Consider the following 15,727-nt stretch of genomic DNA (forward strand, 5'->3'; position numbering starts at 1 on the left):
ACCAATTCTTTATTATAATATTCCTCCACTGGATTGCTTGGTTCTGTCATCTCTTCGTTTACGTTGCTTGGCGCGATTCTTTCCACTTCCAAAGCGATAGGAAAGGCCTACATAGACATTATTGCTTTCCCAGTTGAATCCTCCCGCTTGCTCATACGGCTGATCTGCTTTGAAGGCAAAACGCATGGTGTTGAAAATGTCATTGTAATTAAAACTGATGGTTCCATTCCCTTCATCAAAGCTGTAGCGAGCTCCCATGTTTACAAAATACATAGGCTCAGCATTAAACTGTATGGTTCGGTTTTTTCCACGATAAAAACCGAATGCTTGAAGCGTTAACTTCTTGGTCACGGTAAAACTGTTGTTCATACGGAGATTCCATGCGGTGTTGTCCACTTGCACGCTTTCCTCAACAATGTCATCTTCAGTAGGGTTGGGTACATTCCCAGGGACACTTTCCGTGATACCTCGATTGGTTTGCGAGAACATATCAAAACTTCCGTTGATATTCCACCATTTTGTGGGGCGGTAATTGCTGGACAACTCAAAACCATAGGCAGAGGTCTTAGCAAAGTTGTCAAACGTCAATATAATCTTGTTGAAATCCAATCGGTCTATGTACACGGCTCGGTTGATTTCATCCTTGATACTTCGGTAAAAAACACCTGCTGTTATGCTTCCGTTTTTGATACGGCGTGTATAGTTAGCTTCATAGGAATTGGTAAACTGAGGCACCAAATTTGGATTTCCGAAGGAAGAAATCAGTGGGGTGGCAAATTCCCGGATAGGATTTACCTGTTCAAGCCCCGGTCTGTCCACCCTTCTACTATAGCTCACCTGCAATTGATCCTTTTCATTGGGGCTATAGGTCACAAATGCTGATGGGTACACTTCAGTATATTTATCGGTAAAAGACCTAATGTTGTTGGTATCCGCAGTAACCTCAACATCCTCTATACGGACTCCCATTTGATAGGACCATTTTTGATAGGATTGACTAAAAGTTGCATAGGCAGAGTAGATGTCCATGGCATATACAAAGTTGGTGTTGGGAGTAGGTACCAAGTTGCCCCCAGAATTGAAGGAAAATCCGGTGGACGAATAGTCAACATCAGTTTCAAAATTCCGGGATTCAATTCCAATTTCCAGTTTTGATATGCTGTCCAAGGGATTCACATAATCCAAATTGGCAATAGTCTGAGTGCGCTCCGTATCCACAAAGTCCATGTAATTGGGGTAGAGACTTGCGCCAACAGATCTAAAATCGGCATCTTGACCGCTTTCAAAACGATTGTGGTCCACTTCCAATTCTATGTTGTGCCCTTCTTTGTTGAAGTCCAGTTTGTAATCAAAATTGTATTGTTCGCTACGGTTGTCAGAGATGTCACCAAAGAATTGGGTCACATTTCTGGAAGCATCCGTATTGTAGGTAACTTGGGTTTCGCCAGTACCAGAACCATCAAAAATATTTTGGTTGGTAAAGAAAGAAATGGTGTTCTTATCATTTAGGTAAAAGTCCACCCCCAATTTGTAAAGATGTGATTTGTTGTTGTTGAAGAAATCGAACTCTTGGAGCGAGTTTTCATCAGTTCTAAATATGGTTCCATCATTCACATACTTCCCTATGTTATTGCCATAGTTTCCATAAAAATTGAATTTTCCATTGCGGTAATTCAAATCGATGGAACTGTTAAACTTGGCCTCAATGCCTTTGGTCAAACCCAGATTTACGTTTCCGTTAAAACCAATATTGGCATTTTTGTGCAATACTATATTGATGATGCCACTCATGCCCTCCGGATTGTATTTAGCGGAAGGATTGGTAATCAATTCAATGGATTTAATGGAGGTTGATGGAATCTGGCGTAGTAATTGGGCCACCGGAACATTGGATAGTTTTCCATCTACCATGACCCGCACATTGGAATTTCCGCGAAGGGTAATGTCCCCAGTTTGGGAATCCACGTTAACCGAAGGAATATTGTTCATAATATCGGAGGCGGTTGCCCCGGCCGTAGTGAGGTCCTTCCCTACGTTAATGACTTTGCGGTCCACGCGCTGTTCAATGGTGGTACGCTCGGCCACCACTTCAACTTCGTCCAGTTCCCGGGTTTCCTCTTCCAAGGTAATGGTTCCCAAATCTTGGTTTCTGTTGTTTTTATTGATGACCAATTCTTGGGAATAGGTCTTGTAGCCAATAAATTGAACTTCAAGAATAAAAGAACCATCGGGCAATTTTTTGATTTCAAAACTTCCATCGTCTTCTGTGATTCCACCTGTAATGGTTTCAGTACCATTTTCAGATTTGATGACAATGGCCGCATAAGCAACAGGTTGTTGCAAGGTGTTGTCTACAACGGTTCCAGAGATGGAGCCCAAGGCAGTTTCCGGTTCGTTGTTGTTTGCAAAATTTGATTGAATGCTGCACAAGAAGAGTGCAACAACTAAGAAAAGCTTCTTCATGAGTTGTTCGTTTTTGATTAGATTGATGATACCTACAAGACGTGCATCTATAAAAAATGTTACAGGCTAATCTGATTTTAACATTTGAAGGCTGTCCGGTAAGGTTATGGGTTTAAAACGAACCAATAGGGTGTAGGACGGAAAAAAGAAACCCTGGCATACAAGATACCAGGGTTTTACATTGATAAGCTATACTAAACACTAACCATTAACTATAAAAAATACAGTCTTACCAATGATAATATTTTACAGATAAAAGACGTCTTTTTTTTTAAATAGTTACAATCTTTATATCAGTTTAACACATAAATTAACAAATGAATACTACACTTGTTTTTGGGGCTTCTTCAAACCCGGGGAGATACAGTAATTTGGCAATTCGTAGATTGGTTGAAAACGACATTGCAACAGTCGCGTTCGGAGTAAGTGGGGGAACTGTATCTGGAGTGCAAATTAAAGACAACTTGGCTGAATTTCAAAATATTAACACCATAACCTTGTACCTAAACCCAAAAAATCAAAAAGAATACTACCAAAAGATAATCGACCTTAAACCCAAGAGGGTAATTTTTAATCCGGGCACAGAAAACCCTGAGTTTTACAAACTTCTTAAAAATGCAGGCATTCAGGTGGAAGTGGCCTGTACGTTGGTGCTTTTGGCTACTGGGCAGTATTTGATGTAGTCTTTCCCTTGCGTATCAACCATAGCCCTAAAAAGGTCAATAACCCATTTAAGGGCAGAAGTTCGTACCCCATAACATACCCACCCAGATAGGAAGAAGGGATGTTGGCCACAAGAACAATGATGCCTACAGAAAGCACCGATACCACCCAAACATAACGATCCCAGATTTGGTACTTGGTGAAAATACCAAAGGCGAACAATCCCAGTAAGGGGCCGTAGGTGTATCCTGCAACGGTCAGGAGGCTATCTATCACATTGCTGCTTAAAATGTATTTAAAGGCAATGATGACAATGACCAACATAATGCTCATGGCTACGTGGGTTTTTTTACGGATTTTCTTTTGTTCTTTCTCGCTTTTCTTTTCAACATTCAAGAAGTCCACACAAAAAGAAGTGGTCAATGAGGTCAGGGCACTATCCGCACTACTGTAGGCTGCTGCGATGAGCCCCAACATAAATGTAATGGCCAAAGTAAGCCCCAAGCCCCCGTTCAATGCAATTTCGGGAAAGAGTAAATCGGTTTTTGGTGTTCCATCCATCAGAGGAATGCCTATTCCGTTTCGTTTGGCATAAATGAAGAGCAATACACCCAACAACATAAACATAAAAGTGACTGCCACCAGTACAAAACTGAAAGAGACCATATTTTTTTGGGCATCTTTCAAGGATTTGCAAGTGAGGTTTTTTTGCATCATATCTTGGTCTAGTCCCGTCATACAAATGGTCACAAACATACCCCCCACAAAAGATTTAATAAAGTAGTTGCGATCCAAGAAGCTCTCCGTATTCAAAAAGGCATTGTAGTCTTTTAACTCATCCGAAGCTAAAAACTCCCCAAAACTCCAACCCAATTCTCGGTTGATCAATACGATCGAAAGAATCACTGCTACAATCATAAAAAGGGTCTGGAGTGTATCCGTCCAAACAATGGTTTTGATACCCCCACGGTTGGTATAGATCCAAATCAACAAAATGGAAATGACCACGGTAAACTCAAACCGAACCCCTAAGTCATCAAAGACAAACTGCTGCAATACAATGGCCACTAAATATAGCCGGAAGGCCGCCCCCAAAACCCTCGACAAGAAAAAGAAAAATGCCCCTGTCTTATGACTGGTACTGCCAAAACGTTCCAAGAGGTATTCATAAATAGAGGTAACGTTCAATCGATAATAAAGCGGTAACAACACAAAAGCCACAACCATATACCCAAAAAGGTAGCCAATAACTACCTGCATATAGTTAAATTGAGTGGCCTCTACCCAACCTGGAACCGATATAAATGTGACACCCGAAAGTGAAGCTCCAACCATACCAAAAGCGACCACGTACCAAGGCGATTGCTTGCCAGCTTTAAAAAAATCTATGTTGGAATCGTTTTTTCCCGTAAAATAGGAGATCAGGATCAGTACCAAGAAATAAGCACCAATGAGCAAGAGAATTTGCGTCGCCGACATATATGAAATTTGATTTGCAAAGTACGAAAGTAAATTGGTAAGTGTAAAATTGTAATTTTGTGGGAGAATAAAGGATATGGAATTTTCATCGAAGCTTTTGGAAAATGCAGTTTATGAAATGTCGCAATTGCCAGGGATTGGCAAACGTACGGCATTACGCTTGGTGCTGCACCTCTTGAAGCAACCCGAAGAAAGAACCCACTATCTATCCAATGCATTGATGAAGCTCAAGAGCGAGGTCAATTTTTGCAAAAGCTGCCATAATATTTCAGATACCGAAATTTGTGAAATATGCGGGAATCCAAAACGGGATGAAAGCCTGGTCTGTGTGGTGGAGGACATCCGGGATGTTATGGCCATTGAAAACACTTCGCAGTACAATGGATTGTACCATGTTTTGGGGGGTAAAATATCACCTATGGAAGGTGTGGGTCCACAAGATTTGAACATTGGCTCATTGGTGAATCGTGTAAAGGAAGGAACCGTAAAAGAACTGATTTTTGCCCTGAGTTCCACAATGGAAGGCGATACCACCAATTTTTATATCTATCGACAATTGGAAGGATTGGAAATTACCACTTCCACCATTGCCAGGGGAATTTCGGTGGGCGATGAGTTGGAATATGCCGATGAGGTGACTTTGGGTAGAAGTATTTTAAACCGAATTCCTTTTGAAAGTTCCATGAAGGCCAACTAATGGATGATTAATTAATGAACATAAATCAATAATAAGTCGATTTCTTTAGTATTTTTGCAAAACAGAAGTCAATATTATATTGTTAACTAAGAATATGTCAAAATTCGAATTGAAATTACCGCAAATGGGAGAAAGTGTCGCCGAAGCTACTTTGACCAGTTGGTTGAAGGAAGTGGGCGATACCATTGAGATGGATGAGGCCGTTTTTGAGATTGCCACAGACAAGGTAGATTCTGAAGTGCCCAGTGAAGTGGAAGGTGTATTGTTGGAAAAGCGATTTAATGTTGACGATGTTATCCAAGTAGGTGATGTGGTGGCCGTTATCCAAATTGAAGGTGAAGTTGAAAGTTCATCAAACGGAGCTGACTCCGTAGATGAGGTGGAAGATATAGTTGAAGAACCGGCCGTGGCCTTGGAAAGTCAAATGGCTCAGGTAAAGGAATCTGTATCCGCACCTACACCCAATTTTTCAAGTTCGGAGCGTTTTTATTCCCCATTGGTAAAAAATATTGCCAAGGAAGAGGGGGTTTCCATGGATGAATTGGAAGCCATAGTGGGGACTGGCCTGGAAGGCAGGGTGACCAAAAACGATATTATGGCATTTTTGGAGCATCGTTCCACTAATGGCAGTAAACCAGCGGAAACTACCAAGGCACCGGTTCAAGAAGTTCCAAAAGCAACTTCAGAACCCAAAGTGCAAAAAGAAACTACGGAGAAACCCAAGTCGGCCCCAATTCAAGTAGGAAAAGAAGATGAGATAATCCCATTGACCCGTATGGGGAAACTCATTGCCCACCACATGGTGGAAAGTATAGCCACATCGGCACATGTTCAAAGTTTTGTGGAGGTGGATGCAACCAACGTGGTCAATTGGCGAAACAATGTGAAGAACGCTTTTGAGGCTCGAGAAGGTGAAAAACTCACTTTTACCCCCATCTTTATGGAAGCCGTGGCCATGGCCTTGAAAAAATATCCTATGATGAACATTTCATTGGATGGGGACAAGGTCATTAAAAAGAAGCACATCAATTTGGGAATGGCGGCAGCCCTCCCTGATGGCAACCTGATTGTTCCAGTCATCAAAAATGCAGACCAATTGAACTTAGTGGGCATGGCAAAAACTGTGAATGATTTGGCCAGTAGGGCCAGAAACAATCAACTAAAACCTGAAGAGGTCAAAGATGGTACCTACACAGTGACCAATGTGGGGTCTTTTGGTAGTGTTTTTGGAACGCCCATCATCAATCAGCCCCAAGTGGGTATCCTGGCTCTCGGTGCTATTCGTAAAATACCTGCAGTCATAGAAACCGACCAAGGAGAGTATATTGGCATCCGAAGTAAAATGTTCCTTTCCCATAGCTATGACCACAGGGTGGTGAACGGTGCTTTGGGCGGAATGTTCGTAAAAGCCGTGGCCGATTATTTGGAAGCATGGGACCTAAACCGGGAAATCTAACAGAAAACAGGCATATTCCTTTTACAATCCTTAATTTAGACCGATGAAGCCTATTCATCGTTTAACATCCCCACATGCAATTACAACTAACAAAACCAATTTGTTTTTTTGATTTGGAGACCACGGGAACCAACGTGGTCAAAGATAGAATCGTTGAGATTTCCATATTAAAGGTGTATCCCAATGGCAATAAAGAAAGTCGAACATGGTTGGTAAATCCTGAAATGCCCATTCCACCAGAATCGGAAGCCATTCATGGTATATCCGATGAAAAAGTGGCTAACGAGCCCACGTTCAAGCAGTTGTCAAAAGAGATTTATAAAATGATCAAGGACAGCGATTTGGCTGGATTTAACTCAGATCGCTTCGATATTCCACTTTTGGTAGAGGAAATGTTGCGTGCTGATGTGGATTTTGATATGAAGAACATGGTGTCCGTAGATGTGCAGACCATCTTCCATAAAATGGAAAAGCGCACCTTGGAAGCTGCTTATCAGTTCTATTGTGAAAAGAGCTTGGAAGATGCCCACAGTGCAGAGGCCGATACCTTGGCGACTTATGAAGTGTTGTTGGCCCAGCTGGACAGATATCCGGAACTCGAAAACAACGTTAAAAAGCTATCTGAGTTCACCACAAGGAAACAATCGTTGGATTTTGCAGGATTTATTGGCATAGATGAAAATGATCAGCCTATTTTTGCCTTCGGAAAACACAAAGGGAAAACGGTGGATGAAATCATGGAAACAGAACCCGGTTATTTTGGCTGGATTTTAAATGCCGATTTTCCACTGTACACCAAAAAAGTGCTTACCCAGATTAAGTTGAGCAAGCTCAACAACAAGTTGTCCTAATTAATTTAGAACCCCATGAAGTTGATATGCATTGGCAGAAATTATGCCGCCCATATTGATGAGTTGAAAAACGAAAGGCCAGAAGAGCCCGTCGTTTTCATAAAGCCAGATTCAGCCGTTTTGCCCAAGGAACAGGATTTTTACATCCCTGAATTTTCCGATGATGTGCACTATGAAGTTGAGGTTTTGGTGAAAATAAAGAAAGTAGGAAAGCACATTGCAAAGCAATTTGCCCACAAGTATTATGATGAAATTGGTCTAGGCATCGATTTCACGGCTCGGGATCTTCAATCCAAACTCAAGGCAAAGGGCCTTCCCTGGGAAAAAGCAAAGGGTTTTGATGGAGCCGCGGTTATTGGCAAATGGGTTTCCAAGGACAAGTTTAAAAATATTGATGCTATAAATTTTTCACTATTTAAAAATGGAGAAAAGGTGCAAGATGGAAACACGTCCTTGATGTTGTGGAAGATAGATGAACTCATTGCACATGTTTCTACCTATTTTATGCTGAAAAAAGGTGATATACTCTTCACGGGTACACCAGCAGGTGTTGGTAAAGTAAGCCCAAATGACTACCTTTCAGGTATGCTTGAAGGAGAGCAGCTATTTGAAATTAATGTAAGATAATGATTTACAACCTCGATAAGATAAATGAAATGGCGGAAGGGGACGAGGATTTCGTAACCTCTGTAGTTTCGGTCTTTCTGGAAGAAGTTCCTGCGGACTTGGATGGTCTGGAAAAAGCCATTGCAGAAAGAGATTATGAAAATGTGTATAAGTTGGCACACAAAATCAAACCCAATGTAGATATTTTGGGGATGGAGCAAACCCGTGCCAGAGCTCTTGAAATTGAAACCATGGGTAAGAGCACGGCTAGCTTTGAAGAGATTGAGGAGAAATTCCCAATGCTCAAAAAAGATGTGCTCCAAGTGGTGGCCGAATTGAAAAAAGACTTCGATTTATAGATGCAGGCCGAAATCATCACCATTGGGGATGAAATCCTTATTGGGCAGATAGTGGATTCCAATTCCGCTTTTATCGCCAAAGAACTCAATAAAATTGGTGTTTCCGTGTACCAAATCACTTCGGTGCAAGATGACAGAAGCCATATTTTACAGGCATTGGAAGAGGCGGGCAAGCGTTCATCTGTAGTGATTATCACTGGTGGATTGGGACCAACCAAGGACGATGTTACCAAACATACGCTCTGCGAATTCTTTGAAGATGAGTTGATTCAGGATGAGCAAGTACTCAATCACATTGAAGAAATCTTTAAGAAATATATTAGCACTCCCATTTCAGGCTTAAATCGGCAACAAGCTTTGGTGCCTACCAAAGCTACGGTTTTGCCTAATGATTTTGGCACCGCACCGGGACTCTGGATGAAAAAGGGAGATACAGCCTATGTTTCGCTTCCAGGAGTGCCCTATGAGATGAAAAACCTCATGACCCGCTCGGTTTTGCCCAAAATCGTGGAAGAATTTGAGCGACCTTATATTTTGCATAAGACCATAATGACCTACGGACTTGGGGAAAGTTCCATTGCTAATAAGATTGAGGATTGGGAGAACAACCTCCCCAGTTTTATCAAGTTTGCCTATTTGCCCAATTTGGGGCGGGTACGGCTTCGACTTTCTGCCAAAGGAACGAATAGGGATTTTTTGATGGCTGCTATAACCGATGAGGTGAAAAAATTGTATCCCATCATTGGAGACATCATTGTTGGTGAAGAAGAGGATGAATCCATAGAATATCAGATAGGCAAGTTGCTTACGGATAAACAATTGACCTTATCCACAGCGGAGAGCTTTACCGGAGGCACAATTGCGGAGCGTATTACTTCCATTTCTGGTGCTTCCCAGTATTTTAAAGGGAGTGTGGTCAGCTATGCCACGGAAATGAAGGTGAAATTGCTAAATGTTCCTGCTGAACTTATTCAAAAACACTCCGTGGTCAGTGAAGAAGTGGCGATTGCCATGGCCCAAAATGTAAAAAGTATCATGAATACCGACTTTGCCATTGCCACTACGGGCAATGCAGGGCCCACAAAAGGGGATTCCAATGCCGATGTGGGAACGGTCTTTATTGCCATTAGCACGCCAGAACGTACATTTGCACAGAAATTTACGATGGGAAACCTTCGGGAAAGGGTAGTGGAGAAGTCTGTGAACAAGGCATTTGAGCTACTATGGAAAGAAATTTTAAAATTCTGAAAAAGAATTTTGTACGTCCCACCAAAATGGTATAAATTTGCAGCCTCAATAAAATCACTCAAATAGTTAGGGAGATGTCTAAAGTTTGTGAAGTTACAGGAAAAAAGGTGATGTTTGGAAACAACGTTTCCTTTTCCATCAATAAAACCAAGAGAAGGTTCGATGCGAACATTTCCAAAAAGAGATTTTACGTTCCTGAAGAGGATCGTTGGGTGACCTTGAACGTTTCAACCCGTGGATTGAAGATCATCAATAAAAAAGGAATCTCTGCTGTATTGAAGGAAATCAATTCCAAAAAGTAAGTAGTCTAAGCGTTTAAGTACAATACAATGGCAAAGAAAGGAAATAGGATTCAGGTAATTTTGGAGTGCACAGAGCACAAAGAATCTGGTCAACCGGGTACTTCCAGGTACATTACCACCAAGAATAAAAAGAACACGCCAGATAGGATGGAAATCAAAAAATACAATCCTATCCTTAAGCGTATGACCGTTCATAAAGAAATTAAGTAATAGGTTTATAGAACCGATAAAAAGATAAGCCATGGCAAAGAAAACAGTAGCAACACTTCAATCCTCTTCCAAAAGATTGACCAAGGCCATTAAAATGGTAAAATCTCCAAAAACTGGAGCTTACACTTTTGTGGAATCCGTTATGGCACCTGAAATGGTCAACGATTGGTTGAACAAACAATAAGGATTGACCCATAGAAAAGATTGAAAGCCACTTTTTAAGTGGCTTTTTTTATGGCCGACTTTGGGTACGTTGTGAGGGAAGTGGCCTGTGCGCCAGTGATTTTATGTTAAAAAAACTCCCCGTACTTTCCTATCTTTGAACATTCACTAGCTAAACAAAATGAGTTTATTCAAGAATATATTTTCAAAGGACAAAAAAGAGACTTTGGACAAGGGATTGGAAAAATCCAAGAGCAGCTTTTTTGGCAAGTTGGGAAAGGCTGTAGCTGGAAAGTCCAAAGTGGATGATGAAGTTTTGGACAACCTCGAAGAGGTTTTGGTCACTTCCGATGTTGGCGTAAACACCACCCTAAAGATCATCGATAGAATTGAGGAACGGGTTTCCCGCGATAAATATATGGGAACCGATGAACTCAATACCATTTTGCGCGAAGAAATCGCTGGACTCCTTTCGGAAACCCATGTGGGTGAGGAAACCGAATTTACTGTTCCAAAGGATAAAAAACCCTATGTGATTATGGTGGTTGGTGTAAATGGGGTGGGAAAGACCACGACCATTGGAAAACTGGCAAGCCAATTCAAGAAAAAGGGGCTAAAAGTGGTTTTGGGTGCTGCGGATACCTTTCGGGCGGCAGCCATTGACCAATTGCAGGTTTGGGCAGATAGAGTAGATGTTCCCATTATCAAACAAAAAATGGGAAGCGACCCGGCTTCTGTGGCCTTTGATACCTTAAATTCCGCGGTAGCGGAAAATGCCGATGTGGTTTTGGTGGATACCGCAGGCCGACTGCACAACAAAGTCAATCTGATGAACGAACTTTCCAAGGTAAAGCGGGTGATGCAAAAGGTAGTACCCGATGCACCCCACGATGTGCTATTGGTTTTGGATGGCTCCACGGGACAAAATGCCTTTGAACAGGCCAAACAATTCACCAAAGCCACTGAAGTCACCAGTTTGGCCGTGACCAAATTAGATGGAACTGCCAAAGGCGGTGTGGTCATTGGCATCTCGGACCAATTTCAGATTCCCGTAAAATATATTGGCGTAGGTGAGGGCATTGATGACCTTCAGGTGTTTAATAAATACGAGTTTGTGGATTCGTTTTTTAATCTGAATTAGATTAAGAAAAGGCCTTTTAGTTGAATTTTGGTGACGTTTAGGATAAAAAGTATGTAGGAGCTTTTATATATGGGGTATAAGCGTTTAACTTTTTAGTTTGTTTATAAAACCCAGTACTTCATCAGCAATTTCAATAGGACAACCCCAATAGTCGAAAATTCCACCTTTCTTGGAGTTTTGACCACAAACTACAAATAGTCCTGAGCCCAATTCTTCCTTAATACTACTCGCTAACCAACCTACAAACCCACTATTGTCCAAACCATCTTTGAAGTGGAAGCTAAAGATTTTAAAATTTTCGTTTTGTGGGCTTTCCATAGGGATTAAATAGCTCCAAACTTCTTCATCTTTTACCATTGCCAAAGCTTCTGGGTCAAAATAAAAGTCATCAACCGAAGTTTCTTTAAAGTAATAAGGAGTTTCGTAGATTCTAAGCGTAGATGTCTTTAAAACCTCAATCAGTCTTTTCTTAGTTTGTTCTTTTGTTTCGTTGCTGATATCCATCATTAAATCTCTTTAAAAATGTTTGTACCCTTTTCTATGGTATCTTTTGAATTCATTTCAAATTTTTCTTCAAGGGTTATCTTGCCGTTATCCGATGAAACTATACAATCTGATTTCCCATTATCCAGTTGCCCATCGGTCCGTATTTGGCAATAACTGAAATGTAGCATTCCATTATTTAATTGGCCTACTAAATAACCGCGTCTAATTGGCCCTCCGGAATAATTGGCGGACACAAAATTTCCTTCTTGGGAGAAATGAAAAATTGTCAATTCATTTACCACGCCATTTTTTGCGGTTTGTACAACATTCATTTTTATGTTATCCAACATGTGTCAATTCAGTTTTCTTAAAAGTAGGAAAATTAGTTTAGGGGAGGAGGGAACAATGAATTGTGCCAGTGTTACTTGTAGTTTTAATTATTTATTTCCTCAAATACAAACTTATGCACTTTAGGGCCATAATATGTAACGAATACTTTATCAGCTGTAATTGAATCGATAAGTGTAGCTGTTGGTTCTAAATAGGTAATTATTAAGAAAGAATAACCATCCAAGCTTGTCAATTCCCAATCTCTTATATTAGTTTTTGATATTTTACTGTGTTCAACTAAAGTGGTGTCTGTATTAAAGTCCATTACTATGGTTTCTGACTTCCAGTTTTTAAATTTATATGATTTGCCAACAGGCAACCAATCCATTTTTTTATATTTCTTTGGTAATTTTTTATAAATCATCTTATACTTTAAACTGCTTGTGTGTCTAGATGGTGTTAGTAGAAGACTATCTCCTTTGATTGAGTCTAGGTTTAATTTATAAGTATCTCCAAGATTTAGTACACTTCCTTTTTTCTCAATTCTGTGAGTGTTGTTTTGGTCTTCAAATTCATACTTTTTATTGCCTACAATTAACTCAACAACTGAATCTTGGTAAAAGGCTAAAATACTAATGGGATTTGGAGAATAATGGATACTTCCATCACTAAATAGATCATAACTATAAATCCATGAGCCTTCAATTGATTCTTCACTGTTACAGGAAAAAAGACAATAAAGCAATATTAATACGGAGAGATATTTCATTAAATAATAGGTAACGGTCTTGTACAACCGTCAGTTACGGGTTTTAATACTGTTTTCGGTTTAGACTGGCATTAGCAATTCTAAGCGGTTTAGGACAGCTTGTCGGTCTTTGGCAGATAGTCGAATCTGCCATAATTACGGTTATACATTGTTGTAGTACGTTTTTTATTCTCCAAGAGCTATTAAAATTCTATAAAATTCTTCTCCATTTTTGAAATTAAAGTAGCCATCTTGTCCACCAAGTTTATCCATAATGAATGTGTATTTAATTCTTTCTACTTTTTCTCTGTTTCTCTTGTCAATTATTTCGGCTTTTCCAGCTTTTAATAATTCCAAAAACTTTAATTCATATTCGGTAAATTCTAATTTTCCTTTCCATTCATTTTCAGGAAAAATTAAGTCCGATTTTAATGAATTCAATTCGTTAATTTTATTTTGAACGCGTTGGTCATAAAAATCGGCTAAATCATTTTGGAAAAGAATAACCAATTCATTCTTGTCAAATAGAATAAGTGCTTTTTCGTTTTCCGTTCCAACTTTTATAGATTTTTCATCTATTTCTTTCAGCTTTATGTTTTTATTTTTCGTTCGAGCGATAAATGAACTGGAACAGCTTGTTAATCCAAAAATTAAAGTCAATAGTAAAGTTCCAATTTTTCTATTCATTTCATTTTCCTCAAATGCTACACAACTTATTTATATGGATATAAAATACAACTATATACCCCCAAAATTGGGAGGTAATGAATGCAAAAGATACTCTTTTCAAAGAAACAATCTGACGGAGAAATCTTAAATTTATCAGGTAAGACGCACGCCATGGGACGCATACATCTATTCGAATTTGAAGATCAACAATGGTTTCCCAATTTTTTACGGGATTACGGTACCGATTTCCTGCAATTTCTTTCCAACAAGACGAAACTATACAAACCTGCCATCCCCATTTTGGAAAAGGGGTTAAAGGCTAGCAACACAAATCAGATTGTGGATTTGGCTTCTGGAGGGGGAGGCGGATTGCTATGGTTAAACCAAGAATTGCTAAAAACCCATCCAGACCTAAAGATTGTTCTGACGGATTACTACCCAAACCTTTCAGCTTTTGAACATACCAAGAAACAAGCACCCAATTTTGAGTTTATCAACACATCCATAGATGCCAGAAAGGTGCCCGAGAGTTTGAAAGGATTCCGGACCCAATTTTTGTCCTTGCATCATTTTCGGCCCGATGATGCCGTTCAAATTTTACAAAATGCAGTCGATTCCAATACAGGTATCGGAATTTTTGAGGCCCAGGAACGCAGTTTTCCAAGTATTTTGGCGATGTTGTTTTCCCCAATTTCCGTTTTGTTGACCACACCCTTCATCAGGCCATTTAAAATAGGACGGTTAATTTTCACTTACTTGATTCCACTTGTTCCCTTGTTCGTGCTTTGGGATGGAGTGGTTTCCAGTCTTCGGACCTATTCCGTAACAGAAATGGAAGATTTGGTGAGCAAGGTGAAAAACAACGAAACCTATCATTGGGAAATTGGAAGGGAAAAGTCTGGTCCGGGCGTAATGCTGTATCTTTTGGGTACCAAAAAGAAATAAATGCTCAAAAAAATAGCAATCATACTGTGCTTGGCACTGCATATTCATGCTTTTGGACAAATACAACACCCCAAAGCGAGCCCTTTTTCCATAGTGGAACAAGAGGTTGGTTTGGCAAGTCTGCGAGTGGAATATTCACGTCCTTCTACCAATGGCCGGGAGATTTTTGGCAATTTGGTTCCTTATGATCGTATTTGGCGGGTGGGCGCCAATATATCTACCAAGATTACGGTAAGTTCAACCATGGAGGTTATGGGGAATGTTTTGCCTAAGGGCACCTACGCGTTGTATGCCTTTCCAGAAGCCGAAGCGTGGGAAGTTGTTTTCCATACCAATACCAGCCATTGGGGAGATGGCCGTAATGATTATGATCCGCAGGAGGATTTGTTTCGAATAAAGGTACAACCGGAATCCATCCCATACTATCAAGAGAATTTTTTGATAGCCTTTGACTCTATTACCCATAATTCGGTCAATATGCAGTTGATTTGGGCCAATACCCAGGTGGTTGTTCCATTTTCGGTGGATACCCATGCCCAAATGAAAGCTGAAATCGAAAATCAGATTGCCAAAAGCCCCACCGCACAGACCTATTACGAAGCCGCCCGTTATCTTCAGGAGCAAGGAAAAGACTATGAAAAGGCGTTGGCGTATCTCAATAAAGCCCTGGAATTGGGCGGAGACACCTATTATTTTCACAGAGTGAAATCCTTGGTTGAGGCGGCTATGGGAGATTACAACTCAGCGATACAATCTGCAGAAAAATCCTTGAAAATCTCAAAAGACTTGGAAAAGGATGAGTTTGTTCGGATGAATGAAGCCAAAATCCAAAAATGGAAAGCAATTTTGGAAAAAGAGTAGCGGCTTTATTACACTCTTACTGCACGGGCTTCACATATTACCGAGTTGTAG

Annotated in this window: 19 protein-coding genes; 13 read left to right on the top strand and 6 right to left on the bottom strand. The window is 40.3% G+C overall.

The window, feature by feature from the left end; all coding sequences use genetic code 11:
- Positions 1 to 12 precede the first annotated feature (12 nt).
- The gene (locus J0X14_RS18145; protein WP_207099247.1) at positions 13 to 2,463 is read right to left on the bottom strand and encodes an outer membrane beta-barrel family protein; all 2,451 of its coding nucleotides are present in this window, start codon (positions 2,461 to 2,463) and stop codon (positions 13 to 15) included.
- A 317-nt stretch (positions 2,464 to 2,780) separates the two neighbouring features.
- Here J0X14_RS18145 and J0X14_RS18150 point away from each other — a divergent pair, with 317 nt between their 5' ends.
- Positions 2,781 to 3,146, top strand: coding sequence for a CoA-binding protein (locus J0X14_RS18150; protein WP_207099248.1), 366 nt, complete (start codon positions 2,781 to 2,783; stop codon positions 3,144 to 3,146).
- Here J0X14_RS18150 and J0X14_RS18155 read toward each other — a convergent pair.
- A complete protein-coding gene (locus tag J0X14_RS18155; RefSeq protein WP_207099249.1) occupies positions 3,124 to 4,605 on the bottom strand; it encodes a sodium:solute symporter in 1,482 nt (493 codons plus the stop codon). The genes J0X14_RS18150 and J0X14_RS18155 overlap by 23 nt on opposite strands.
- A gap of 76 nt (positions 4,606 to 4,681) precedes the next feature.
- Here J0X14_RS18155 and recR point away from each other — a divergent pair, with 76 nt between their 5' ends.
- The 10 genes from recR to ftsY all read left to right on the top strand — a co-directional run bounded on the left by recR (position 4,682) and on the right by ftsY (position 11,637).
- The gene (recR, locus tag J0X14_RS18160) at positions 4,682 to 5,302 is read left to right on the top strand and encodes a recombination mediator RecR (RefSeq protein ID WP_207099250.1); all 621 of its coding nucleotides are present in this window, start codon (positions 4,682 to 4,684) and stop codon (positions 5,300 to 5,302) included.
- A 94-nt stretch (positions 5,303 to 5,396) separates the two neighbouring features.
- Positions 5,397 to 6,758 (top strand): dihydrolipoamide acetyltransferase family protein, encoded by a 1,362-nt coding sequence (locus tag J0X14_RS18165; RefSeq protein ID WP_207099251.1) that lies wholly within the window; start codon positions 5,397 to 5,399, stop codon positions 6,756 to 6,758.
- A gap of 74 nt (positions 6,759 to 6,832) precedes the next feature.
- A complete protein-coding gene (locus J0X14_RS18170; RefSeq protein WP_207099252.1) occupies positions 6,833 to 7,609 on the top strand; it encodes a 3'-5' exonuclease in 777 nt (258 codons plus the stop codon).
- 15 nt (positions 7,610 to 7,624) lie between these two features.
- A complete protein-coding gene (locus J0X14_RS18175; RefSeq protein ID WP_207099253.1) occupies positions 7,625 to 8,236 on the top strand; it encodes a fumarylacetoacetate hydrolase family protein in 612 nt (203 codons plus the stop codon).
- The gene (locus J0X14_RS18180; protein ID WP_207099254.1) at positions 8,236 to 8,574 is read left to right on the top strand and encodes an Hpt domain-containing protein; all 339 of its coding nucleotides are present in this window, start codon (positions 8,236 to 8,238) and stop codon (positions 8,572 to 8,574) included. The genes J0X14_RS18175 and J0X14_RS18180 overlap by 1 nt, the downstream gene beginning before the upstream one ends.
- Positions 8,575 to 9,822, top strand: a complete 1,248-nt coding sequence (locus J0X14_RS18185) for a competence/damage-inducible protein A (protein WP_207099255.1) — start codon at positions 8,575 to 8,577, stop codon at positions 9,820 to 9,822.
- Positions 9,823 to 9,896: 74 nt separating this feature from the next.
- Positions 9,897 to 10,124, top strand: a complete 228-nt coding sequence (gene rpmB / locus J0X14_RS18190) for a 50S ribosomal protein L28 (protein ID WP_036383210.1) — start codon at positions 9,897 to 9,899, stop codon at positions 10,122 to 10,124.
- A 27-nt stretch (positions 10,125 to 10,151) separates the two neighbouring features.
- Positions 10,152 to 10,334 (top strand): 50S ribosomal protein L33, encoded by a 183-nt coding sequence (gene rpmG, locus J0X14_RS18195; protein ID WP_207099256.1) that lies wholly within the window; start codon positions 10,152 to 10,154, stop codon positions 10,332 to 10,334.
- A gap of 31 nt (positions 10,335 to 10,365) precedes the next feature.
- Entirely contained in the window at positions 10,366 to 10,518 is a 153-nt protein-coding gene (locus J0X14_RS18200; protein WP_072879696.1) for a DUF4295 domain-containing protein, read from the top strand.
- 159 nt (positions 10,519 to 10,677) lie between these two features.
- Entirely contained in the window at positions 10,678 to 11,637 is a 960-nt protein-coding gene (ftsY, locus tag J0X14_RS18205) for a signal recognition particle-docking protein FtsY (RefSeq protein WP_207099257.1), read from the top strand.
- An 84-nt stretch (positions 11,638 to 11,721) separates the two neighbouring features.
- On the opposite strand, the gene J0X14_RS18210 is transcribed toward ftsY, so the two are convergent.
- The 4 genes from J0X14_RS18210 to J0X14_RS18225 all read right to left on the bottom strand — a co-directional run bounded on the left by J0X14_RS18210 (position 11,722) and on the right by J0X14_RS18225 (position 13,888).
- The gene (locus J0X14_RS18210) at positions 11,722 to 12,144 is read right to left on the bottom strand and encodes a DUF6196 family protein (RefSeq protein ID WP_207099258.1); all 423 of its coding nucleotides are present in this window, start codon (positions 12,142 to 12,144) and stop codon (positions 11,722 to 11,724) included.
- Entirely contained in the window at positions 12,144 to 12,455 is a 312-nt protein-coding gene (locus tag J0X14_RS18215) for a hypothetical protein (protein WP_207099259.1), read from the bottom strand. Before J0X14_RS18215 ends, J0X14_RS18210 begins: the two co-directional genes overlap by 1 nt.
- 101 nt (positions 12,456 to 12,556) lie before the next feature.
- On the bottom strand, positions 12,557 to 13,222 hold the full coding sequence (locus J0X14_RS18220) for a hypothetical protein (RefSeq protein ID WP_207099260.1): 666 nt from the start codon (positions 13,220 to 13,222) through the stop codon (positions 12,557 to 12,559).
- A gap of 165 nt (positions 13,223 to 13,387) precedes the next feature.
- Complete coding sequence (locus tag J0X14_RS18225) at positions 13,388 to 13,888, bottom strand: hypothetical protein (RefSeq protein WP_207099261.1); 501 nt, start codon at positions 13,886 to 13,888, stop codon at positions 13,388 to 13,390.
- An 81-nt stretch (positions 13,889 to 13,969) separates the two neighbouring features.
- Here J0X14_RS18225 and J0X14_RS18230 point away from each other — a divergent pair, with 81 nt between their 5' ends.
- Both J0X14_RS18230 and J0X14_RS18235 read left to right on the top strand, forming a co-directional pair.
- Entirely contained in the window at positions 13,970 to 14,815 is an 846-nt protein-coding gene (locus J0X14_RS18230) for a hypothetical protein (RefSeq protein ID WP_242528096.1), read from the top strand.
- Complete coding sequence (locus J0X14_RS18235; RefSeq protein WP_207099262.1) at positions 14,816 to 15,676, top strand: DUF2911 domain-containing protein; 861 nt, start codon at positions 14,816 to 14,818, stop codon at positions 15,674 to 15,676.
- Positions 15,677 to 15,727 lie beyond the last annotated feature (51 nt).

It is taken from the genome of Allomuricauda sp. CAU 1633, from assembly GCF_017313225.1.
GTDB lineage: Bacteria > Bacteroidota > Bacteroidia > Flavobacteriales > Flavobacteriaceae > Flagellimonas.